Origin of the sequence: Acinetobacter sp. MYb191 (assembly GCF_037572605.1) — a bacterium.
Taxonomy (GTDB): Bacteria; Pseudomonadota; Gammaproteobacteria; order Pseudomonadales; family Moraxellaceae; genus Acinetobacter; species Acinetobacter johnsonii.
Genome location: NZ_JBBGZP010000008.1, coordinates 90,997 through 112,832, shown reverse-complemented (window position 1 = coordinate 112,832; position 21,836 = coordinate 90,997). Strand labels below are relative to the sequence as shown.

The window sequence follows — 21,836 nt, the reverse complement described above, 5'->3', positions numbered from 1 at the left end:
CAAAGCTATAGCAAAAATTATTCTATGTATAAAACTGATCATTCTAAAACTCCCCCTGTTTTTCTAAATGTTTAGCACTATAATGGAGTTACATCGCTTCAGGGCGGGGTGAAATTCCCCACCGGTGGTAAGTTCAGTTGATGACTCAGACTGAATCAGCCCACGAGCTAGCCAAGCAAAAATAATCTGTTTGGCTCGCAGATTTGGTTTAATTCCAAAGCCGACGGTATAGTCCGGATGAAAGAAGACGACGTGACCAATAGAATCTCAGGTACAAACCTATGAGGATTTATTGCTACGCCAATTTTTCAAAGTCCTGAAATGTTCAACCGTACTTCAATTTTACGCGAGCGTTTCAATGTCTAGTTTGATTCAACCCGAAATTTTCTTTTCAGCCCTTTCTCCAGCTGAACAACGTATCCAACAAGCTTTAGAAGATATCCGCCAAGGCAAACCTGTTTTGGTGATGGATGACTTTGACCGTGAAAACGAAGCCGACCTCATTGTAGCTGCCGAAACTCTCACCGTCGAAACGATGGCACGCATGATTCGTGATGGCTCTGGCATTGTCTGTTTATGTCTGACCGATGAATTGGCCGATCATTTAGACCTTGTGCCTATGGTGTCAGATAACTCAAGTCAGTTTAAAACAGCATTCACGGTGACCATTGAAGCTGCAACTGGTGTGACTACTGGTGTGTCTGCACAAGATCGTACCACCACAGTCAAAGCAGCAATTAAAGATGGGGCTGTTGCCAGCGACTTAAACCGCCCTGGTCATGTATTCCCGCTTCGTGCACGCCAAGGCGGTGTACTCACCCGTCGTGGTCACACCGAAGGGACCATCGATTTAGCACGTTTAGCAGGCTTAAAGCCAGCAGGTGTCTTGTGTGAACTGACCAATGCCGATGGAACTATGGCCTCTGGCATTCAAGTGTTGGCATATGCGCAAACGCATCAGTTGACTGTGATCACCATTGAAGAATTGGTGCAGTATCGCATTAAACACGGAGTCTAATTTTTACGCTCCCCCATCAAAAAGCCTCCATATTGGAGGCTTTTTGATGCAGTACCATCAGCATCAAGCAAACACAGTATAAATACCGTAGAGTGCAATACTGACCAATATCGCACCACAAACGCCTAATAACTTATTGTACAAAGCGGACTGCGATAGTTTATTAAAACCCAAATAAACCAAAGACAACGTGCTGAAGTCTAGAATAATCCAGAGAATGGTCAACAGTACAAGGCTGACATCGACATCACTGGTTACCCCAATGAACTGTGGGAAAAATGAGGCAAAGAAAATAATATCCTTCGGATTTGAAATACCCACCAAGAAACCTTGCTTGAAGCCCCCCTGCACCGCCTTTAGTTGTACAGGCGATGTTTCTGTTCCTTGTGCAATTGCTTCTTTTAAAATTTGAAAACCAAGATAGGCAATATATACGCACCCTAAAATCTTAATCGCATTTAACCAATGCTCTGCAATGTTTAAAAAGCCTTTTAAGATGAGCACAGATAGTACAATAAGAACCAAAGAGGCTAAATTCGTCCCAAAAATGGTTTTTAAGGCTTGTTTATATCCACCTTTTAGACCTGCACTAGCAACCAACAACATCACTGGGCCAGGTGTTGCAATCATGACCACCACAGCCGTACAGTACAACGCCAGTTCAAATACATTCACCATCGAAAAACCCTTTTCCCCCAGTCACTCTCGCAAATAGCTTAGATATGCGGAGTATTCTTTTTATTCAAACCAAGAGGACTTATTCGTCCTCTTCCATATGGATGAGATGTTGTCGAATTGCATCAGCACGCAAAAATGCCAAATCATAACTGGCTGTAGCAAGTGCAAGAACACGGCGCTCAAACTCTTGCCAAATCGGTTTCACTTGGTGCGCTTGAATACCTAAACCACTTTCTTCGGTAAAGTTCTTATTTTTTTCACATACTTTTAACGCATGATAAAGCTTCCGCCCTTTTGATGCATCGGGACGTAAACGAACACGTTTAGATAAAACAAAAGCTTCTACCTGCTGCACATCAGCAAAAGGCAACATAGGCACTAAAATTTGATCTAGTTGTGCATCTAAGCGTTGCCAAACTGAACGATGCTGCTCTGAAGTGTAGGTATTCCACTGAATCACTTCATGATTAAAACGACGACAACCACGACACACAGAATCACCAAATACCGTTGAACAACGCCCTGCACATGGGGTCAAAGAGGCAATTCGACGATCTGTACTCAAAACATACTCCTGTTAATAAACGCACCAAAACAAAACGGATTTTGTCTTTGGCAACTGAATATACACGCTCCCCTACCACTTGAGAAGCCATTTAAAATGTTTACTTATCTCGCATCTTGATTCAATTCCATGTAAAATGTGCGCCTTAAAATTATCTATCAAAATACATTGGAGTACTCCATGAACGCTACTGTAGAACAGCTTGCACCTGTAGAACAGCAAGCGACGACTGGTTGGGTTGTTGCCGCACTTTATCAATTCAAAGAAGTTCAAGATCCTGCTGATCTTCAACAACGTCTTTTAGACTTGGTAAAAGCCATCAACCTATGTGGTACTCTGATTGTAGCGGGCGAAGGCATTAATGGTACGGTTGCAGGCGACCGTGCCGCGATCGATATGATTCATCAATTCCTTCTGAATGAAGGTTTTAAAGAAATGGAATACAAAGAGTCTGACAGTGCAGACAAACCATTTCGTAAAATGAAGATTAAACTTAAAAAAGAGATCGTGACTTTAGGCGTTGAAGTAAAGCCACGTGATTTAGTCGGTCACTACCTTGATCCGAAAGAATGGAATGACCTGATTGCTCGTGATGACGTCATTTTGATTGATACCCGTAATGACTATGAATACAAAGCTGGAACATTTAAAGGTGCTATTGACCCGAAAACAGAAAGCTTCCGCGAATTTCCAGAATACGTTAAACAAAACCTTGAACAGCACAAAGATAAAAAAATTGCGATGTTCTGTACAGGCGGTATCCGCTGTGAAAAATCGACCTCTCTTCTTCTTCAAGAAGGTTTCAACGAGGTTTATCACTTAAAAGGCGGCATCTTAAAATACTTAGAAGAAACTCCTGCTGAACAAAGCATGTGGGAAGGCGAATGTTTCGTTTTTGATGGCCGTACTGCTGTCACTCATGGTGTTGAAGAAGGCCTTAACATTAAGTGTCATGCTTGTGGTTGGCCACTCCTTCCAGCTGAAGCAGAAGAACCTAGCTATGAACATGGTGTGTCATGCAAATACTGTATCGACAACACCACAGAAAAACAAAAAGAAGGCTTCCGTATGCGCCAATCACAGATTGCTGCGGCTAAACGTAAACGCCTTTAAAATCATTCAGATGATTTAAGTCAAGAATAAGCCCTCAAATGAGGGCTTATTCTTTTATGCAGTTCGCGTTTTTTAAAAATATTTAACAATTTTGTCACAACATTGAACTCAATCTGAGCCATACTGTATAAATAATAAGCTAAAGTGGTGCCCTGAAGGTCTCCACATAACAATAAAAATGACATGCCTAAACGACGAAAATAGGATGATTGCCATGCATAAAATAATCATGCCACGCCATCGCACACTGATTCGCAATGCCGCAGCAAACCGTATCGAGCAATATCACAGTACCAGCTTCAACCAAATCAAAGCCAAGCTTGAACAGCGCACGCATTTATTTATCGTGGTTTTGGGCATGTTGATTGGTTCAAGTATCGCGCTCGGCATTGGTTACCATCTAAGCTCAAATCTTTTAAATTATACATTGCTCAGTTTAATCCCAGTTGCGCTGGCCTATAGCTTACGTAAAGTCTATATTCACACGCTAACCCATACCCGTTTCGATGAATAGAAAACAATACATTTCAATTCTTTACCCACATGCGATAAGTCCTTAAGATAACTTATCGCATTTATTTTTATGGTCTATATGAACCTCACTGCATGGATCATCTCCGTCATGGAACAATTGGGTTATTGGGGAATAGCCTTACTCATGTTTCTTGATAATGTTTTTCCGCCCATTCCTTCTGAAATTATCATGCCTTCGGCAGGTTATGCCGCATCACAAGGCGAGTTGGTTTTAATTGGGGTCATTATTGCAGGATGTATTGGTTCACTCTTTGCCGCAGCAGTGCTGTATTGGATCGGTTATCAATTTAAACAAGAGCATATTTTCAGATGGGTCGACCGCTATGGTAAATATCTGTTTATCAAATCTGCCGATGTGAAAAAATCCTTAGATTGGTTTGAGCAGTATGGTCACCGTATTGTATTTTTTGGTCGTATGATTCCTGCAGTGCGTTCACTGATTAGCATCCCTGCGGGGATGAGCCGTATGCCCTTTTGGAAGTTCATGTTTTATAGTGGACTCGGTACAATTATCTGGACAACATTTTTAGCAACAGTTGGCTATTACTTTGGTGAAAACCAAGCACTGATGCATCAAATTTTTAGCAAAGTCGGTTATGTCATTATTGCCATTGTCGCTGTGATTATCCTTTGGTTTTTATATCGCAGGCATTTGCGTAAAACACGCGGATAATAATTTATTTTGGGGAAATACATGAAACACTATTTACTGCATTTTGCGGCGGTATATAGCATTGCTTTGGTGCTGTTAATCACCGTACTGGTCTTTGGTTTAAACCTTGGCGGTTTAACCTTAATTCCGACCTTAGTGGCTTGTGCACTAATTGGTGTCGGGCACTTCGTAAAAAAAGAACACCGTGTTCCAAACAATCATGAAAAAATTCAACTGGTTTGGGGCTCCAGTGCTGTCGCAATTATCATCGGTAGTTTCTTTGTACTTTTTTTAGTACTAATGAATCCCAATGCTGAAGCGATTATGAAATCCGTCGATAATGCCGGCATTGGACTCACCGCTGTCGTTATGCTGTGTATGGTCGCGATTCATGGCGCTATTTTTCATATTGCCTATGGTTGGTACGCAGACTATTGTTTTAAAAAGTTACCATAAAAAAAGCACCTCGTTTGAGGTGTTTTTTTATGCTTGATAGATAACGATCAAATGCCGCACGTGATTAGTGCTTTTGAGCGGAAAGTGCCATTAACTTTGTTTGGCTGGCTCTCATTTCTTCAATCAACCAATCTTTAAAAATGACTTTATTTGGATCATCCTCAAAAGGAGATGCAGAAAGTAAATAATAAGCAGAGCCATCTTGCACAATCGGGCTAAGCATATCTAACATTTGAAAATCGAGCTCTTTTTCAATCACATAAGCTGAAACTACTGTTGCACCCAACCCTGCTAAAGAGGCCTCTATACATAAATAGAAATGTTCTAATGCTACTTTTTGAAAATGCGTAAACTGAGCTTTATATGCATCCTTAAATTGTGTCCAAAGTTTAGGTCTCGAACTGGAAATAAACAGCTGAGACATCGGGGCTAAATGATTGTGACGCGATACACAAACCATATGCTCATCTGCCATTTTTTCGCTATAAATGGCCTTGCCCCAGTCAAAATCATTGCGCCTTAAGGCCAAGTCGATGTTTTGCGCTTTAAAATCCGCTTCTCCACCCGCTGTTAACAAACTGATATCAATCTCAGGATAACGCAGCTTAAATTGGACTAAGCGCGGAATCAGCCATTTCATGGCGATGGTCGGCTCACAGGATAAGATTAAAGTCTTCTTCTCATTCTTCTTTTCTCTTGTCATCTGCACAAGACATTGGTCAATCTGAGGAAAGATCTGCTCACAACAATCAAACAGTGTTAGACCATCCCCCGTCAGCTGTAACTTTTTGCCGTCGCTAATAAATAAACGACGTCCCAGTGCCTCTTCCAAATTTTTTAACTGCTTACTGACCGCCCCTTGAGTGACAAAGAGTTTTTCAGCAGCGACGGTTACACTGTCATAGCGAGCGACATAATAAAAAAACTTAAGAGAATTCAGTGATAAGCGTTCAATCATTCCAAAAACTCATCAATAGCAAAGAATTAAAATCGATTTTCACTATAGCAAATATATGAAAAATATATAAATCCCTTTAATTCAACCCGAACAAGGATCAATGAGTGAATGAAATTATAGCGATTGTAGTTATCACCCTACTTGCAGTCATCAGTCCTGGTGCTGACTTCGCCTTGGTCAGCCGAAATAGTTATCTGTATGGGCGTAAACAAGGGATCTATACCGCATATGGTATTGCTTGTGCTGTATGGATCCATTTTAGCTATAGCGTACTGGGGCTCAGTTTCTTAAAGCACTACATTCCGAACCTATTGCATATCATTCAGTATATTGGCGCGCTGTACCTGATGTATATCGGGTACAAAACATTTACCCAACAGCAAATTAGTGACCATGCCACTCATACCTTGCTGCGCACACGGCAAGCATTTATACAAGGTTTTCTAGGCAATAGCTTAAATCCCAAAACTACGCTATTTGTGATGAGCATCTTTGCACAGTTACTGCGAGGCAATCATGGTCTGATGCATTTAATTGGTTATGGCATGTTTATCTCGGCCAGTCATCTACTATGGTTTTTGCTCATTTCACTATTCTGTTCAACCCCAGTGATCCGAAATAAAATTTTACGCAAACAAGTGAGTATTAACCGTGTCATCGGTACCGTACTCGCAACTTTAGGACTTTGCTTATTACTCACAAACTAAGCATGAGTAGTACCTGCGTTTAAACACTAAAATTTGAGCATAAAAAAACGTCCTCTAGGGACGTTTTTTTATTTGCTTACTAATGCCTACGTCGCTGATGTCACGACGCAAGAACAATTATGCTGGCGTATGATACATGAGATAAAGTTCGTTTAAGTTCTCTGGAATTTCTTCTGCAAGCTCATCCATTAACTGACCGTTACGACGGAAAGTTTCCATTTGCGGATCTTCTTCATCAATCCCACTAAATACCATAATTGGTAATGTAAGATCGACCAGTTGCTCTTCAAACTCAGGCGTGAACCATGCATCTTCATTGAGGAACATTGCATCGACAAAACCAACGCTCCAATCCCCTAAACTTGACTCAACATCTGCCTCTTCAATTTCAAAAGGAAATTCAATCCCTTCTTCATTGGCAAGGTTTTGACGAATAGACTCAAGCCAAGCTTTCACTTGCGCGATGATCTCGGCAGGCACTTTTTTTTGATTATTATCAAAAAGTTCATCCAACCATTTTGCAAAAGTAGGACCAACTGCAATTGCACACAAGAAACCATGAGTCGCTGCAAAATCTAGACCATACTCATTTTGGTCACCATCTAGATATTCACTCAATAAGTCTAAATCTAAAGCACTCATTTCAAATCCAAATTCAGAAACTGATTAGGGCATTAGCATAGCATTTTCAGACACGATGCTACATCTGATTTTAGTCTTCTTCGTCGTCAAAATCGTCGTCATCGTCGATGTCGTAATCAAAATCTTTAAGCTCACGTTCCAAACGGCGCTGTGCAAGAAGGTCATCAATCAGGCGACGTTTTTCTAATGATTCTTTCGCACTAATTTTACTTGATGACTCATCAAAATTAACATCATCATCAGCGTAGTTATCATCTAGTTCAAAATCTGTAGAAGACACTAAAACTACCTCATAGTGAAAAAATGTGAAGGGTCTTAGCCGCTATTTATATGGGTTACAGAACCTTGTCAAGTTTTATTTGCATTTAGAGCAATTAATTTGATTTTTAGTCTTTATTTCTAACCAATTTTTATGGCATGATATAATCCACCCTGCGTCTTTGTAGTTTACGACTTTAAATGGTCACATAAAATCCAAATCTTTTCAGATTTCAAATTTGGGTTTTGAACTTGAGTACGCTCGGGATGAACTTGAAAACAACAAATTCACCCCCATCTAAATCACTGAATTTATATTTTTAATATTTTATCAGGCAGCTTTTGGCTGACTATCCCTGATGGAATACGCAGTTATTTACAAATAAGTTTATGAAGCGAATTGTGCCCAGATGCACAATTTTCCACTGCCACAGATTCAACGAAGAGTAAGCAAAGATGAGCGATATGACTTCCCCTACTTCACAAGTAGCGGCTCTGATTAGCCGAGGCAAAGAGCAAGGTTACCTAACTTACGCTGAGGTTAACGATCATCTCCCAGACTCGATCACTGAAAGCGAACAGATTGAAGACATTATTCAAATGCTTCAAGACGTCGGTATTCCTGTGCACGAACGTGCGCCTGAATCTGATGATGCAATGTTTGAAGGTGGTAATGAAGCTGCCGATGAAGTTGCTGAAGAAGAAGCTGCTGCTGTTCTTGCCTCTGTAGAAAATGAGCCTGGTCGTACCACTGACCCTGTCCGCATGTATATGCGTGAAATGGGTACTGTTGAACTGTTGACGCGCGAAGGCGAAATCAGTATTGCAAAACGTATTGAAGAAGGGATTCGTGACGTTCTTCACTCGATTGCTTACTGGCCAAATGCGGTTGAAGTGGTATTACAAGAATACAAAGATTATGAAGCAGGCGAACGTCGTCTTGCAGACATCCTTTCAGGTTATTTAGACCCTGAAACTGATGAAGCTATTCCCGAAGTCCTCGAAGAAGAGTCTGAAATTGATGAAGAAGATGATTCTTCAACCAAGTCTACCAAAGATGTGAAATTGGATGACGACGAGGAAGAAGAAGAGTCTGAAAGTGATGATGATTCTGAAGGTGAATCTGGCCCAGATCCTGAAATTGCCAAAGCGCGTTTTGACGAACTGACTGCGGCTTGGAAAAACACCCGAATCATCATCGAGAAACATGGTCGTTCAAGCAAAGAAGCAGAAGACGCTTTAGAGTCACTTGCAACTGTGTTTATGATGTTCAAATTTACACCACGTTTATTTGACATCATTTCAGAAATGATTCGTGGTACACATGAACAAATCCGTACCTCTGAACGTGAAGTAATGCGCTATGCAGTACGTCGTGGTCGTATGGATCGGACTCAATTCCGTACCTCTTTCCCAGGCCAAGAGTCCAACTTTGCTTGGTTAGATGAACAAATTGCGAAAGCTTCGCCAGACCAAAAAGGCTATCTTGAAAAAGTACGTCCTGACGTTTTAGCGTTCCAACAAAAAATTGCAGACATTGAAAAAGATTTGGGCCTTGATGTTAAAGGCATCAAAGAGATCTCAAAACGTATGGCTGTAGGCGAAGCGAAAGCACGCCGCGCGAAAAAAGAAATGGTTGAAGCAAACTTACGTTTGGTAATTTCGATTGCGAAAAAATACACCAACCGTGGCTTACAATTCTTGGACTTGATCCAAGAAGGTAACATTGGTTTGATGAAAGCGGTAGACAAGTTTGAATACCGTCGTGGTTATAAGTTCTCAACTTATGCAACGTGGTGGATTCGTCAGGCCATTACTCGTTCGATTGCCGACCAAGCACGTACCATTCGTATTCCAGTACACATGATCGAAACCATTAACAAGATCAACCGTGTATCTCGTCAACTTCTTCAAGAAATGGGCCGTGAACCAACACCTGAAGAACTCGGCGAACGTCTGGAAATGGATGAAGTTAAAGTGCGTAAAGTGCTGAAAATCGCCAAAGAACCAATTTCGATGGAAACACCGATTGGTGATGATGAAGATTCGCATTTGGGTGACTTCATTGAAGACAGCAACATCACCTCACCTGTCGATGCTGCAACGTCTGAAGGCTTAAAAGAAGCAACGCGTGAAGTGCTTGAAAACTTGACTGAACGTGAAGCGAAAGTCTTGAAAATGCGTTTTGGTATCGACATGCCAACGGACCATACTTTGGAAGAAGTAGGTAAACAGTTTGACGTGACGCGCGAACGTATTCGTCAGATTGAAGCGAAAGCACTGCGTAAATTACGTCACCCTTCTCGTTCTGAACACTTACGTTCATTCCTAGAAAACGACTAATTGATACCGATACAATGGAGACTTGAAATTTAATCACGAGTCTCCATTAAGTATTTAAGAGCAACACCTAACGCCTGCAGTTTCGCAGGCGTTTGAAATAAGGGGGACTGACGCTCATGACTATGTTAGACCGTACACCATCACGTGAATTACAAGAACATCTTTGGGTATTTCCTATGGACTACCCAATCAAACTCATTGGCTTTGCCAGCACTGAGTTACATGTTGCAGTGGTTGAAATTTTAGTCAAACATTTTCCAGAGTTTGATGGTGAATCGATCCAAGTCCAACCATCACGCACAGGTAAATACCATTCTTTAACTGCCCAATTGCGTTTTGAAGAATTAGAACAAGTTCATCAACTGTATGCAGACCTTGCGGCTTGTCCGTTAATTAAAACGGCGCTGTAATTCAAATGATGTATCAATGAGACACGCTTACGAGCGTGTTTTTTTGTGCTTAAATTTTTGATCTATTGAATTCAGCTTATTCACTGAAGAAATCCCCCTACGCTCTAGATCTTTTCTTTATAATTTCAGACATACTTTTTGTTTTATAAGGACGCAAGTGCCGTGTCAGATGCCGTTCTCAAACCACAACTCATTATTCGCCAGTTTGATAATTTAACTTCATATGCTGACCGCTTTGTAGAAATGAAAGCACTGACTGAACAACGGGATGTAGACACACCAGATGAACTTTGGATTTTGCAACATCATGACGTGCTCACCCAAGGTCAAGCTGGAAAACCTGAACACATCCTCATGAGCAGCAACATTCCCGTGGTACAAACGGATCGCGGAGGGCAAGTCACTTGGCATGGTCCTGGTCAGTTGGTTGCCTATTTTATGTTTGACCTCAACCGACTTGGTTGGAACGTCCGCACCTTGGTGTCTTATGCTGAAAACCTAATGATTGAGTTACTCAAAAAATATGAGATTGAAGCCTATGCCAAACCTGATGCACCCGGAGTGTATGTCGATGGACGCAAGATTGGCTCATTGGGTTTTAAAATTCGTAAAGGCCGCAGTTATCACGGTTTATCCTTAAATATTGACTGTGACTTATTTGGGTTTCACACCATTAATCCATGCGGCTATGCAGGCTTAGAAATGGTGCGTATCTCAGACCTCAAATCAGACTACCCGCGTTTTGAAAACTTATGTGCTGACATTATTGAAACTTTACAGCACAGCGGTTACTTTAAAGAAGTTCAAGTACAGCATATATAAAGGCTTTGCTTTTCATGGAAAAATAAATTAGAGTATTTACTCTAAACTAATAATTATTTTTAGAAAGGACAACAGCGAGTGATTAACGTAAATTCAGTGAAACCCGCTCTGCAATTGACCTATGTCAAACTTATGATGGATGTGATTGGCCGAGGATTGGTCATGGCCAGCCAAGTCGATAGTGAAATTCAGCAGGAAGTTGCCAAATTTCCAGCCAATTTCACCTTATCGATGAATGTTTTTCCAAACGGCCCGGCTTTTTTAGCCAAAGTGACCGAAAATCATCAACTCGAATTACTTACTCCGGGAAGTTTAAAGGCAGATTTAACCATCACCTTTAAACATCTAAGTCATGCCTTTTTGGTGTTTTCATTTCAAGAAAGTACAGCACAAGCTTTTGCGCATGACCGTATGATTGCAGATGGCGATATTTCCTATGCAATTCGCCTCGTCCGCTGTCTAAATAAAATGGAATCCTTGATTTTGCCAAAAATGGTTGCAGAACTTGCAGTCAAAGAATACCCAACTGAATTGGGCTTAAAAGAAAAACTCACTGGTGCTGCAAATATTTATCTCAAAGTAGCCCAATCATATTTAAAACGGAGTGCATAACATGGCGAAGCCTTATTACGAATTTTTCTGTCCTGTAAAAGTGATCGCTGGTCATGCTGCTTTAGAACACATTCCGTTTGAACTGGCAACATTAGGCGCAACCCGACCTTTAATCATTACCGACAAAGGTGTTCGTGCCAACAATTTACTTGCACCCATTGAAGCGGCTTTTGAGTCTACCGATGCGGTGATTGGCGCAATTTTTGATGATGTTCCACCTGATTCAAGCTTAGAGACAGTACGTAAAGCGGCCAACTTATATCGTGAACACCAGTGCGATGCGATTATTGCTGTCGGTGGCGGATCGGTGATTGATACCTCGAAAGCCACTAATATTTTGGTGTCTGAAGGTGGTGATGACTTACTCAAATACTCTGGGGCACACAACCTACCTAAACCACTCAAACCCTTTTTTGTGATCCCCACCACGTCAGGTACAGGTTCTGAAGTTACCATGGTTGCGGTGGTGTCTGATCCAGAGAAAAATGTCAAACTGCCATTCGCATCGTACTATTTAATGCCACATGCTGCGATTCTCGATCCACGTATGACCCAAACCCTGCCACCGCACTTAACCGCGATGACCGCAATGGATGCCATGACCCATGCCGTTGAAGCCTATACATGCATGGCACACAATCCGATTTCAGATGCCTATGCTACGGCTGCAATTAAGAAAGTCAGCAACTACTTGTTTAATGTGCTGGATAATCCAAACGATGCCAACGGCCGCTTAGAATTGGCTCAAGCCTCAACTATGGCTGGCATTGCATTTTCAAACTCGATGGTGGGCCTTGTACACTCACTTGGACATGCCTTAGGTGCAGTGGCACACTTGCCGCATGGACTATGTATGAACCTGTTCCTCCCTTATGTCCTTGAATTTAACAAGGAAGTGAATGGAGACAAGGTTGCAGAGCTCCTGTTACCACTTGCAGGGCCAGACATTTATGCGCAGACTCCTGCCCACTTACGTGCAGACAAAGCCATCAGCACATTACTCACCATGCGTGATCGCTTATTTACCCTAACCAAGTTACCCCGTACCTTGAGTGAAACAGGAAAAGTGACCTTAGAACAACTCGATGAGGTGGCAGAAAAGGCCCTCAACGATGGTTCAATCATTTACAACCCGAAAGAAGCCAGCTTAAAAGATTTAAAAGCAATTTTAGAAAAAGCTTGGTAATTCATAAAAAATCAGCCAATATAGCGACAATCTTAGCCTGATGCTTTTTTAAACATCGGGCTTTTATTTGCCATAAGGAATAATGCTTTCCTTATACCTATTGGCATAAAAACTGCTAAAAAATCTGAAAAAGTTACTGACAAAAGCGGCCAAATTAATGTAGATTGGCGCACTTTTGAAATTAAACACAGGGGGGATCGTTCGTCTCAAACGATCCTTATTAAACATGACTGATCCTTGATCAACGATTAAGAGGATAACGCCGTTGACTAATATTTCTGGGACTCAATCGGCAGCTAAACTGCAAAAAACGCTAGGTCTCTGGCACATCATTATTATTGGTTTAGCTTATATTCAACCAATGACATTATTTGATACTTTCGGTTTAGTATCAGAAGAAAGTCATTATCATGTGCCAACGTCATATATCATTGCTTTAATTGCAATTTTATTCACGTCGATCAGTTATGGTCACATGATTCGTCGCTACCCTTCCTCGGGTTCAGCCTATACCTATGCGCAAAAGTCCATCCATCCGAATGTCGGATTTATGGTCGGTTGGTCATCATGGTTAGACTATTTATTGTCTCCAATGGTCAACATCATTCTTGCCGTGATTTACCTTGAAGCCTTATTCCCTGATGTAAACCATTGGGTCTGGGTGGTTGGTTTAACTGCATTTATGACCGCGGTCAACTTACGTGGTGCACGCTTCGTTGCAAACTTTAATGGTTTGATCGTTTTTGTGCAGTTGGGTGTGATTGCTTACTTCACGTGGATGGTTTACAGCTTGCTTGCTGGTGGCGTCAACGCAGATGGTACTTTGGTCAATGCTAAATATCAGTTATGGAGTTTAGAGCCATTCTGGAATGAGCTTACTTCACTGGGTGCCCTGATTACAGGTGCAACTTTACTGTGCTTCTCATTCACAGGTTTTGACTCGCTCAGCTCGCTGGCAGAAGAAACAAAAGATACCGAGAAAACTCTACCTAAAGCGATTTTCTTAACGGCACTCTTGGCCGGTGTGATCTTTATTATCAGCACCTACTTCATGCAGATTTACTTCCCGAACGATCCAAAGACTTACTTTGAAGATGTTGCTGCAACACAGCCTGACATTTTACAAGCCGTCGGTGGCGTTGCGTTTAAAACGGTGGTGTTGTATTTCGCAATTGTAACTGTTATGGCATCGGGTATTTCGGCACATGCAGGCGTTTCACGCTTAATGTATGTGATGGGCCGCGATGGCGTGATTAACAAGAAGATTTTTGGTCATATTAGTCCGAAAAGCTTCACACCGTCTTATAACATTCTCATTGTAGGTGCTGTAGCATTAACCGCTGGCTTCATGGACTTAGACATCGTCATTTCGATGATCAGCTTCGGTGCATTAACTGCATTTACCTTTGTAAACTTATCGGTGATTTCAAGATATGCACTGCGTGATGGCCGTACAAAGAATATTAAAGATATCTTTAGCTTTGTGATAATTCCAATGTGTGGATTCCTCAGTATCTTTGCCATGTGGCTAGAAATTGAAGAAACCGCGTTGAAATTCGGTTTATGGTGGGCAATGTTTGGTATTTTATACTTAGGTTATAAAACCAAAGGCTTTAAGCAACCTGCACCACAACATAATTAATTTGACGATCCGCTCTAATCTTTCATTCAAAAACAAAAAGACGCCAAGTGCGTCTTTTTCTTTTTTAAACTAGAGCTAAAAAACTAGCCCTTAAATTGTTTAGTCATTTTAGCAATACGTTGTGCATAGGCTTTTGTGGTTTCGAGATCCCCGGCTGGGATTTCATCCGTACTTGCATCCGATGGTGATTGCACCAACAAGCCTACAGAACCACCCAAATTATTTACATCTTGACGGGTTGCCGCTTTACTATTGGCAGGCAATAAACCCAAGCTTACCCAAATACCGCCATGCTGCGATGCAAGTGTTTGTAGTTGAATTAAGGTCACTTGCTTATCACCATTTAAGCTTGCGCTATTGGTAAAGCCACCGAAAATTTTATCTTGCCATGCGCGAGTAAACCATTTTTTTGAAGATGCATCGGCAAACTTTTTAAATTGCCACGGCGCAGTGCCCATATAAGTTGGTGCACCAAATACAATTGCATCAGATTGATCCAGTGTCAGCCAATCTTGCTCTGGAATGTCTCCATTTGGGTCAATCTCCACCAAATTTGCACCAATTTCTTGCGCAAAAGTTTGTGCAATCACTTTGGTATGTCCATAGCCTGAATAAAAAACCACTGAAATATTCGACATTTTAGTTTCCTCTTTTGAATTAGTTGATTGGCATCGCTGCGTCAATCATGATGCTGTGCCACGTAAACCATTAAAAATAAACAGTATGAAATATCTTAAACACTTGCCTGATCGGGCTTAAGTTTCACATAACTTGCAACTTCATCGCTTAGGCCCTGCTTCAACTGCTGGGTCTTTTCACCGACCAAAACTTCATACGCATTTTGCTCGATGCCTTGAAAGATTTCTTGAGCCACTGTTTCCGGCGCAATCTTCGGAATGGGTAATGAACGAGTCAGATCGGTGTCAATAAAACCCACATGCACCCCCATGACCTGAATATTAGATTGAGACAACCACTGACGACTTGAGTTGGTATATGACCATGCTGCTGCCTTGGAAATGGCATAACTGGTCAAAACAGTGCTTGGCTCCCAGGATACATCCGAGAGAATATTGACCACATAAGCCTGTTGTTTCTTTTGCAAGATCGGAGCAAAAATTTGCGTCACTCGCATCAAGCCCAACAAATTGGTTTCCAAAATCTTTTGCGTAGTCGTGATAATATTGGCATCGACAGGATGTTCATTCAAAAGCGCAATGCCCGCGTTATTCACAAGAATTGTGGTATCTGCGCACTGTTCTGCTGCCTGCTGAATAGATGCTTCATCATTTACATCCAGTTGAATCGGGATAAGCCCCTCTTCCTGAAAGTTACCGATCTGGCGCATACCCACATAGATCTTTCTAGCACCCTGACGACGTGCCTCCCGAGCGATGGCAAGTCCTAAGCCACGATTCGCACCCGTAATAAAAACAACACCCTCTGAAACTTTCATCATGTGATCCATCCAATTGCCAGTATCTTGCGAAAGCGTAGTCTGATGACAGTGCTGCATTAAGTCTGTATTCATGATACACTTATGAAACCTAGTATCAATTAGTTACCACTTGGTAACTGGTCTGATTGATTGTTTCAAATTAAGATAGAATGTAAAAGGAGCATGGTTAGAAATGAATAAGCCAATGAAATTTAATATTTTTCATCCAGATTGTCCTGCTCGTCTTTTTTTTGAAAAATTTGCAGACAAGTGGATTTTATTGATTGTGTATACGCTGGATCAAGAATCACAGCACTTTAATGAGCTTAAGAAAAATGTTTTAGGTATTTCACCTAAAGTGCTGTCACAAAAATTAAAGATCTTAGAGCGCGATGGTTTTTTGACGCGAACCATTCATGAAGACAATGTGATTCGAGTGGAATATGCGTTAACTGAAATTGGCAAAGACTTTGCTCAAAATGCCTATCAAATGAAAGATTGGGTCGAAGCCAATATGCTTAAAGTTTTAAAATCCAGAGCTGGATTCGATCAAAAGCTAGAAAAAACAGAGCCCGCTTAAGCGGGCTCTGTCACAGTAATTTGATTAGGCTAAAGGCTTAAAACCCTGCTGACGCCATGCTTCATACACAATCACGGCTGTCGCATTGGATAAGTTCAAACTGCGCGAGTTTTCAGCCATTGGCAAACGAATCCAATGCTCTTTTGGAAATAACATACGAACCTGTTCAGGCAGACCACGCGTCTCAGGTCCCATGAGTAAAGCCACGGGGCGATTCAAATCCGAAGTATGCGGGGTTTCCGTTCCTTTGGTGGTTAGAGGATAAATCGCGTTTATATCGACACCTTTTTCAGCTAAATTTGCTAAACACTCATCGAATGTTTCCCAAATTTGCATGCGCGCCCACTCATGGTAGTCCAAACCTGCACGTTTAAGTTTTTTATCATCCAGTTCAAAGCCGAGAGGCTTAACCAAATGCAGCTGCGCTCCAGTATTGGCACATAAACGAATGATATTGCCTGTGTTTGCAGGAATTTCGGGCTCGTATAAAACAACATGGATCACAGCTTTTCTCTACTCTTTCAATATGGCAAAAGTTAATCTTGCCACTGTAATTGTTCACGCAAGCTTACTACATCACCAATGATGGTCAATGTAGGCGCTTGAATATGATTTTCTTCAACTTTTGATGCGATATCCGCTAAGGTCCCGACCACCACTTTTTGTTCTGGCGTGGTACCTTTCGAGATCAAAGCAACGGGCATGTCTGGGCGCTGCCCATGCTCAATTAACTTTTCACAAATTTTTTCTAAACCAACCAAGCCCATGTACAGCACAAGCGTTTGATTCTGATAGACCAACTCATCCCACGGTAACTCAGGCGAACCTTCTTTTAAATGTCCCGTAAGGAAACGCACGCTTTGCGCATATTCGCGATGTGTCAGTGGAATGCCTGCATAAGCCGAACAACCCGACGCGGCAGTAATCCCTGGCACCACTTGAAATGGCACACCCGCGGCAAAAAGCTCTTGAATTTCTTCACCACCGCGACCAAAGATGAAAGGATCACCGCCTTTTAAACGGCAAACACGTTGACCTTTTGAGGCATATTCTACCAACAAAGCATTGATGCCTTCTTGCGGTACAGCATGGTTTGAGCGAGCTTTACCCACATAAATTTTTGTTGCATCGCGGCGGCAGAGTTCCATAATCGCGGGGGAAACCAAACGATCATAAATCACCACATCGGCTTGTTGCATCAAACGCAATGCTTTGAGGGTCAGCAACTCAGGATCACCTGGACCTGCACCAACCAAATATACCTCACCTTTCGGCGTTTTCCACTCCAACAGCGCTTGCTCGATTAAACGATCTGCTTCTACAAGATTGTCATGAAAAACCTGTTCTTTCAGGGGACTTGCATATAAGTCTTCCCAAAAAACACGGCGCTCGTCAGGATTGGAAATCTTCGCTTTCACCGCTGCACGCCATTTTCCTGAAAACTCAGCCAGCTTACCCATCCCATGTGGAATACTGGTTTCAAGCTGGGTTCGAATTTGGCGAGATAAGACGGGGGATGTACCATTGCTGGCCACTGAAATCACCAAAGGCGAACGATCGACAATCGCAGGAACCATGAAACGGCAATGCGGTGGATCATCCACACTGTTGACCAGTATTTTCAGCGCTTCACAGTCATCAAAGACTTGAGTATTCACCGCATAATCATCTGTTGCAGCAATCACTAAACGGTAGTCATTGAGTTGAATCTGCGCAGGATATAGCGCTTGGATATATTGCCCTTGGCTTTCTTCAACCAGTTGCAATAAATTTGCTTCAATATCAGGAGCAATGATATGAATCACCGCTCCTGCTTTATGTAACAACACTGCCTTACGGTAAGCAATATGCCCACCACCGACAATCAGACAAGGTTGCTGTTGCAACTTTAAAGAGATTGGAAAAATATCCACACACGACCTCAATGAGTTTTATCTGACTGTCTTAAAGCAATTATTGTGCACAAAACTGTGCAGTACATCGACTTTATTAGTCAATGTACTCAGCGCCGCCCATATAAGGACGAAGCACGGTCGGAATTTCAATCGAACCATCAGCACGTTGGTAGTTTTCCATGACCGCAAGTAAAGTACGGCCCACAGCCAAACCTGAACCATTCAGCGTATGCACAAATTCAGTTTTCTTTTGGTCTGCACGGTAGCGTGCTTTCATACGACGCGCTTGGAAGTCACCCATGTTTGAACATGAAGAAATTTCGCGGTAAGTATTTTGACTTGGTACCCAAACTTCAAGATCGTAAGTTTTAGTTGCACCAAAGCCCATATCACCACCACAAAGAATGATCTTACGGTACGGTAAACCAAGTGCTTTCAAGATCCCTTCAGCATGACCTGTAAGCTCTTCAAGTGCTTGCATTGAGTCTTCAGGTTTAACAATTTGCACCATTTCAACTTTGTCGAATTGGTGTTGACGAATCAAGCCACGCGTATCACGCCCATATGAACCTGCTTCACTACGGAAACATGGGGTATGCGCTGCATATTTCAATGGTAAACGGTCTGCATCAATGATTTCATCACGCACAAAGTTGGTTACAGGGACTTCCGCAGTTGGGATGAGGTAATACTCTTTTTCACCTTGTAATTTGAATAAGTCTTCTTCAAATTTAGGCAATTGGCCTGTACCACGGAGTGAGTCAGCATTGACTAAATACGGCACGTAAGCTTCGGTATAACCATTTTCCAAAGTATGTGTATTCAACATGAACTGTGTAATCGCACGTTGTAAACGAGCAAGTGGCCCTTTGAGCACGCTGAAACGAGAACCTGTCAATTTGGTCGCTGTTTCAAACTCAAGACCACCCATCCACTCACCAAGGTCAGTGTGGTCTTTAATTTCGAAGTCAAACGTACGCGGGGTACCCCATGTGAGGATTTCCACGTTATCGCTTTCGTCTTTTCCTTCAGGAACAGACTCATCTGGCAAGTTTGGAATGCTGAGTGATTTCGCTTCGAGTTCAGCTTGTAACTCAGACAAAGCGACTTCTGCAGCTTTGATTTCATCACCAATCGCTGACATACGCGTCATAATTTCAGATGCATCACCACCAGCTTTTTTAATTTGGCCAACTTGTTTTGCACCCGAATTACGTTCAGCCTGAAGAGATTCAGTTTTGGATTGAATCTCTTTACGGCGAGCTTCTAGTGATGCCCATTCTTCAACATTCAGTTGTACACCACGTTTTGCTAAGGCTAAATTTACAGCCTCAATATTATTTCTGAGTAATTTCGGGTCGATCATAGCCAATCTTTTGCAAAGAAAAAAACTGGCTATAGTGTAAGCGCTTCAGGCCGAAAAATACAGTCACGCGATCACTAGCTGTGGCTTATTACAGCAATTTTCATGGCTTTTCTTTGCTCGCTTTTTCTCGTTCAGCTGCATAATCGACAAAACTTGGCAAATATTCCGCCTTAATTAAGCCGCTGGCTTGTTGATACGGTAAAACCAATTCAGACATCCCTTCTGCATAAGATGCTAATTCATATAAGGGATAGACAAATACCACACCTTTGGCACTCATATAATAATTGTCGGTCAGCTTCAATTGCTCGCGTGAAATATTATGATCGGACAGCCACATGCTATTGGCACTATACAATGCATCTAATAATTGCGATTCAGTCTTGTCCACCACAATGTCACTCAGCGCAACCCGTTTTTTCGTTGCCAAATCTAAGGTGATGTATTCATTGTGATACATGCCATGTGCGGCACGCGCTGGGTAGTGATAATACATCAAGACAAAATCAGCATATTTTCCACGCTGCGCCACATAACGGACATCAGACAAAGTTTCACTGAGCATGTTTTCATCAATCTGTGGCTTAGCCTGCTTCGAGCTTTCAAACGCCACAGGATTGGCTTTTTTCATCCGCTCATCAAAATATTGATTGATCCATGGGACATTGGTTTCCAAGCTGTACAGTTTGTATTGGGTACATCCTTCCTCATCACAAGCAATAGAATGCGCCAATTTTAATGGTCGAACTTTTGCCTCTATCAATGGCAAGGTCTGCGCGACTTGAGCTGGTTTAGTTGTCTCTTCACTTTTTGCAGCGTTAATGTCATTTTGTGGCTGACATGCGCTGAGCAATCCCGCGCACAACATCATTGCGAAGACAGATCCAATTTTATTGTTATGAAGTAATATCATGATTTACCCGCAGTTAAGTATTCAATAGCACAGACTATACAAAGCACAGCCATAACTTCCCACCACGTTATGTAACTGAACTTGATCCAATAAAAAACCACCCGAAGGTGGTTTTGAACAACAGACTCATATTATTGGTCAATTATGTCTGTACCTTTAGGCGGAGTAAAATTAAAGGTTGAAGCTGGAATATTGGTATTTACCTTGGTGTTATTAAAACGCACATAGGTTGTTTGTCCCAAAGAATCCTCTAAGATCATTAGCGTCGGTGCATTTTTCGCACCAAAACTGATCGTTAAACTTTGAAACGCACCATCATCGCTTTTTGGGTACAAGGTATAGTAGGTTTTGCTCTGATTTGGTTGCGTAATACGGTATGACTTACGAATCTGCTCCGTATTCCCTGACAATAATAGTGCAGGTGTATTCGCCACCTGTTCATCTAAAGTTTGACGAACCGCTTGCTGTAAGTCTGGATCATAAATCCATACCGTTTTACCCGAAGTTACAATGGTTTGTTTCGCAGGGCTTGTGGTTTCCCAATAGAATTTCCCTGGACGCTCAACTTTCATCACCCCTTTAAAGGTCTGATTCATGTGCTGGGCTGATAAACCTTGTTTCTTCGGCGCTTTAGATGAATTGGTGACTTTGGTGGTTTGTTCAAAGTTAGAACTGATACTTTGGATACCACTCAACTGTTTCACTAAACTCGTCGTCGCTTGTTGCTCCGATGCTGCAACCGGAGCTGCAAATACTGTACTGCTCATAACAGGGCCAAGTGTTACTACCCCCACTGTCATTGCATATAAAGTCTTACGAAGCATTTTCATAATCTCACCTTTTATAATTTGCGCAGTCGCAATTCGTTAGATGAGCTATCTTAAATCAAATTTTATGGCTAATAATTGAGAATATAAGAAGATTTGTATATTTATTAGTGCTTAATGTTGTGAAATATCCATCATGATGAAGATAAGATGTGCTCTTTACATATAGAAAAGCCTCTGAATGTGCAGAGGCTTTTCTAACTAAGGTTAAGAATTATCAC

Annotated in this window: 25 protein-coding genes and 1 riboswitch; of the genes, 13 read left to right on the top strand and 12 right to left on the bottom strand. The window is 41.8% G+C overall.

Annotated features, from left to right (window positions below; translation table 11 throughout):
* Window positions 1-91: 91 nt before the first annotated feature.
* Window positions 92-253, top strand: a riboswitch (FMN riboswitch).
* A 105-nt stretch (window positions 254-358) separates the two neighbouring features.
* Window positions 359-1,018, top strand: coding sequence for a 3,4-dihydroxy-2-butanone-4-phosphate synthase (gene ribB, locus WH214_RS03700; RefSeq protein WP_004695499.1), 660 nt, complete (start codon window positions 359-361; stop codon window positions 1,016-1,018).
* A gap of 63 nt (window positions 1,019-1,081) precedes the next feature.
* Here the strand turns inward: ribB and WH214_RS03695 are convergent, their stop codons facing one another.
* Window positions 1,082-1,696, bottom strand: a complete 615-nt coding sequence (locus WH214_RS03695; protein ID WP_445206348.1) for a LysE family translocator — start codon at window positions 1,694-1,696, stop codon at window positions 1,082-1,084.
* Window positions 1,697-1,775: 79 nt separating this feature from the next.
* Window positions 1,776-2,261 (bottom strand): DUF1289 domain-containing protein, encoded by a 486-nt coding sequence (locus tag WH214_RS03690; protein ID WP_004982805.1) that lies wholly within the window; start codon window positions 2,259-2,261, stop codon window positions 1,776-1,778.
* A 180-nt stretch (window positions 2,262-2,441) separates the two neighbouring features.
* Between WH214_RS03690 and trhO the strand changes: the two genes are divergently transcribed.
* The 4 genes from trhO (at window position 2,442) to WH214_RS03670 (ending at window position 5,016) form a co-directional block, all read left to right on the top strand.
* The gene (gene trhO / locus WH214_RS03685) at window positions 2,442-3,374 is read left to right on the top strand and encodes an oxygen-dependent tRNA uridine(34) hydroxylase TrhO (RefSeq protein WP_339422315.1); all 933 of its coding nucleotides are present in this window, start codon (window positions 2,442-2,444) and stop codon (window positions 3,372-3,374) included.
* A 214-nt stretch (window positions 3,375-3,588) separates the two neighbouring features.
* Entirely contained in the window at window positions 3,589-3,888 is a 300-nt protein-coding gene (locus WH214_RS03680) for a hypothetical protein (protein WP_010327316.1), read from the top strand.
* Between the two features lie 78 nt (window positions 3,889-3,966).
* Entirely contained in the window at window positions 3,967-4,581 is a 615-nt protein-coding gene (locus WH214_RS03675; protein WP_339422974.1) for a DedA family protein, read from the top strand.
* A gap of 21 nt (window positions 4,582-4,602) precedes the next feature.
* On the top strand, window positions 4,603-5,016 hold the full coding sequence (locus tag WH214_RS03670; RefSeq protein WP_339422314.1) for an ABZJ_00895 family protein: 414 nt from the start codon (window positions 4,603-4,605) through the stop codon (window positions 5,014-5,016).
* A gap of 64 nt (window positions 5,017-5,080) precedes the next feature.
* Here WH214_RS03670 and WH214_RS03665 read toward each other — a convergent pair whose 3' ends face one another.
* Window positions 5,081-5,974, bottom strand: coding sequence for a LysR family transcriptional regulator (locus WH214_RS03665; RefSeq protein WP_339992872.1), 894 nt, complete (start codon window positions 5,972-5,974; stop codon window positions 5,081-5,083).
* A 104-nt stretch (window positions 5,975-6,078) separates the two neighbouring features.
* Here WH214_RS03665 and WH214_RS03660 point away from each other — a divergent pair, with 104 nt between their 5' ends.
* Window positions 6,079-6,681: a LysE family translocator gene (locus WH214_RS03660; RefSeq protein ID WP_339422312.1), complete on the top strand. Its 603-nt coding sequence runs from the start codon at window positions 6,079-6,081 to the stop codon at window positions 6,679-6,681.
* 117 nt (window positions 6,682-6,798) lie between these two features.
* On the opposite strand, the gene WH214_RS03655 is transcribed toward WH214_RS03660, so the two are convergent.
* Together WH214_RS03655 and WH214_RS03650 are read right to left on the bottom strand one after the other, a co-directional pair.
* On the bottom strand, window positions 6,799-7,323 hold the full coding sequence (locus tag WH214_RS03655) for a YecA/YgfB family protein (protein WP_004695482.1): 525 nt from the start codon (window positions 7,321-7,323) through the stop codon (window positions 6,799-6,801).
* 70 nt (window positions 7,324-7,393) lie between these two features.
* Window positions 7,394-7,603: a PA3496 family putative envelope integrity protein gene (locus WH214_RS03650; protein ID WP_004982817.1), complete on the bottom strand. Its 210-nt coding sequence runs from the start codon at window positions 7,601-7,603 to the stop codon at window positions 7,394-7,396.
* Window positions 7,604-8,037: 434 nt separating this feature from the next.
* On the opposite strand from WH214_RS03650, the gene rpoD reads away from it, so the two are divergent.
* The 6 genes from rpoD to WH214_RS03620 all read left to right on the top strand — a co-directional run bounded on the left by rpoD (window position 8,038) and on the right by WH214_RS03620 (window position 14,596).
* Window positions 8,038-9,924: an RNA polymerase sigma factor RpoD gene (gene rpoD, locus WH214_RS03645; RefSeq protein WP_339422311.1), complete on the top strand. Its 1,887-nt coding sequence runs from the start codon at window positions 8,038-8,040 to the stop codon at window positions 9,922-9,924.
* A gap of 122 nt (window positions 9,925-10,046) precedes the next feature.
* Window positions 10,047-10,334 (top strand): YbeD family protein, encoded by a 288-nt coding sequence (locus tag WH214_RS03640; RefSeq protein WP_010327321.1) that lies wholly within the window; start codon window positions 10,047-10,049, stop codon window positions 10,332-10,334.
* A gap of 162 nt (window positions 10,335-10,496) precedes the next feature.
* Window positions 10,497-11,156 carry a lipoyl(octanoyl) transferase LipB gene (gene lipB, locus WH214_RS03635; RefSeq protein WP_005400378.1) on the top strand — a complete coding sequence of 220 codons (660 nt, stop codon included), beginning with the start codon at window positions 10,497-10,499 and terminating at the stop codon, window positions 11,154-11,156.
* A 132-nt stretch (window positions 11,157-11,288) separates the two neighbouring features.
* Complete coding sequence (locus WH214_RS03630; RefSeq protein ID WP_216076700.1) at window positions 11,289-11,768, top strand: hypothetical protein; 480 nt, start codon at window positions 11,289-11,291, stop codon at window positions 11,766-11,768.
* A gap of 1 nt (window position 11,769) precedes the next feature.
* The gene (locus WH214_RS03625; protein ID WP_339422310.1) at window positions 11,770-12,954 is read left to right on the top strand and encodes an iron-containing alcohol dehydrogenase; all 1,185 of its coding nucleotides are present in this window, start codon (window positions 11,770-11,772) and stop codon (window positions 12,952-12,954) included.
* Window positions 12,955-13,219: 265 nt separating this feature from the next.
* Window positions 13,220-14,596, top strand: coding sequence for an APC family permease (locus WH214_RS03620; RefSeq protein WP_339992870.1), 1,377 nt, complete (start codon window positions 13,220-13,222; stop codon window positions 14,594-14,596).
* An 83-nt stretch (window positions 14,597-14,679) separates the two neighbouring features.
* On the opposite strand, the gene WH214_RS03615 is transcribed toward WH214_RS03620, so the two are convergent.
* Window positions 14,680-15,234 (bottom strand): flavodoxin family protein, encoded by a 555-nt coding sequence (locus WH214_RS03615; protein ID WP_126037569.1) that lies wholly within the window; start codon window positions 15,232-15,234, stop codon window positions 14,680-14,682.
* A gap of 95 nt (window positions 15,235-15,329) precedes the next feature.
* Complete coding sequence (locus WH214_RS03610) at window positions 15,330-16,112, bottom strand: SDR family NAD(P)-dependent oxidoreductase (protein WP_339422973.1); 783 nt, start codon at window positions 16,110-16,112, stop codon at window positions 15,330-15,332.
* A gap of 115 nt (window positions 16,113-16,227) precedes the next feature.
* On the opposite strand from WH214_RS03610, the gene WH214_RS03605 reads away from it, so the two are divergent.
* Window positions 16,228-16,614 (top strand): winged helix-turn-helix transcriptional regulator, encoded by a 387-nt coding sequence (locus WH214_RS03605; protein WP_004695464.1) that lies wholly within the window; start codon window positions 16,228-16,230, stop codon window positions 16,612-16,614.
* Window positions 16,615-16,638: 24 nt separating this feature from the next.
* Here WH214_RS03605 and WH214_RS03600 read toward each other — a convergent pair whose 3' ends face one another.
* From WH214_RS03600 to lolA, 5 genes are all read right to left on the bottom strand, one after another.
* The gene (locus tag WH214_RS03600) at window positions 16,639-17,118 is read right to left on the bottom strand and encodes a tRNA (cytidine(34)-2'-O)-methyltransferase (RefSeq protein WP_010327328.1); all 480 of its coding nucleotides are present in this window, start codon (window positions 17,116-17,118) and stop codon (window positions 16,639-16,641) included.
* Window positions 17,119-17,150: 32 nt separating this feature from the next.
* Window positions 17,151-18,527, bottom strand: a complete 1,377-nt coding sequence (gene cysG, locus WH214_RS03595; protein ID WP_339422309.1) for a siroheme synthase CysG — start codon at window positions 18,525-18,527, stop codon at window positions 17,151-17,153.
* A gap of 76 nt (window positions 18,528-18,603) precedes the next feature.
* The gene (gene serS / locus WH214_RS03590) at window positions 18,604-19,875 is read right to left on the bottom strand and encodes a serine--tRNA ligase (protein WP_004695457.1); all 1,272 of its coding nucleotides are present in this window, start codon (window positions 19,873-19,875) and stop codon (window positions 18,604-18,606) included.
* 100 nt (window positions 19,876-19,975) lie between these two features.
* Window positions 19,976-20,788 (bottom strand): RsiV family protein, encoded by an 813-nt coding sequence (locus WH214_RS03585; protein ID WP_339422308.1) that lies wholly within the window; start codon window positions 20,786-20,788, stop codon window positions 19,976-19,978.
* Between the two features lie 131 nt (window positions 20,789-20,919).
* The gene (gene lolA, locus WH214_RS03580) at window positions 20,920-21,618 is read right to left on the bottom strand and encodes an outer membrane lipoprotein chaperone LolA (RefSeq protein ID WP_004695452.1); all 699 of its coding nucleotides are present in this window, start codon (window positions 21,616-21,618) and stop codon (window positions 20,920-20,922) included.
* Between the last annotated feature and the right edge of the window lie 218 nt (window positions 21,619-21,836).

What these genes read in the sequence shown, in the direction of transcription:
- ribB (WP_004695499.1), top strand. Translation starts at nt 359, where the DNA reads ATGTCTAGTTTGATTCAACCCGAAATTTTCTTTTCAGCCCTTTCTCCA.
- WH214_RS03695 (WP_445206348.1), bottom strand. Translation starts at nt 1,696, where the DNA reads ATGGTGAATGTATTTGAACTGGCGTTGTACTGTACGGCTGTGGTGGTC.
- trhO (WP_339422315.1), top strand. Translation starts at nt 2,442, where the DNA reads ATGAACGCTACTGTAGAACAGCTTGCACCTGTAGAACAGCAAGCGACG.
- WH214_RS03680 (WP_010327316.1), top strand. Translation starts at nt 3,589, where the DNA reads ATGCATAAAATAATCATGCCACGCCATCGCACACTGATTCGCAATGCC.
- WH214_RS03675 (WP_339422974.1), top strand. Translation starts at nt 3,967, where the DNA reads ATGAACCTCACTGCATGGATCATCTCCGTCATGGAACAATTGGGTTAT.
- WH214_RS03670 (WP_339422314.1), top strand. Translation starts at nt 4,603, where the DNA reads ATGAAACACTATTTACTGCATTTTGCGGCGGTATATAGCATTGCTTTG.
- WH214_RS03665 (WP_339992872.1), bottom strand. Translation starts at nt 5,974, where the DNA reads ATGATTGAACGCTTATCACTGAATTCTCTTAAGTTTTTTTATTATGTC.
- WH214_RS03655 (WP_004695482.1), bottom strand. Translation starts at nt 7,323, where the DNA reads ATGAGTGCTTTAGATTTAGACTTATTGAGTGAATATCTAGATGGTGAC.
- rpoD (WP_339422311.1), top strand. Translation starts at nt 8,038, where the DNA reads ATGAGCGATATGACTTCCCCTACTTCACAAGTAGCGGCTCTGATTAGC.
- WH214_RS03640 (WP_010327321.1), top strand. Translation starts at nt 10,047, where the DNA reads ATGTTAGACCGTACACCATCACGTGAATTACAAGAACATCTTTGGGTA.
- WH214_RS03630 (WP_216076700.1), top strand. Translation starts at nt 11,289, where the DNA reads ATGATGGATGTGATTGGCCGAGGATTGGTCATGGCCAGCCAAGTCGAT.
- WH214_RS03625 (WP_339422310.1), top strand. Translation starts at nt 11,770, where the DNA reads ATGGCGAAGCCTTATTACGAATTTTTCTGTCCTGTAAAAGTGATCGCT.
- WH214_RS03615 (WP_126037569.1), bottom strand. Translation starts at nt 15,234, where the DNA reads ATGTCGAATATTTCAGTGGTTTTTTATTCAGGCTATGGACATACCAAA.
- WH214_RS03610 (WP_339422973.1), bottom strand. Translation starts at nt 16,112, where the DNA reads ATGCAGCACTGTCATCAGACTACGCTTTCGCAAGATACTGGCAATTGG.
- WH214_RS03605 (WP_004695464.1), top strand. Translation starts at nt 16,228, where the DNA reads ATGAATAAGCCAATGAAATTTAATATTTTTCATCCAGATTGTCCTGCT.
- serS (WP_004695457.1), bottom strand. Translation starts at nt 19,875, where the DNA reads ATGATCGACCCGAAATTACTCAGAAATAATATTGAGGCTGTAAATTTA.
- WH214_RS03585 (WP_339422308.1), bottom strand. Translation starts at nt 20,788, where the DNA reads ATGATATTACTTCATAACAATAAAATTGGATCTGTCTTCGCAATGATG.
- lolA (WP_004695452.1), bottom strand. Translation starts at nt 21,618, where the DNA reads ATGAAAATGCTTCGTAAGACTTTATATGCAATGACAGTGGGGGTAGTA.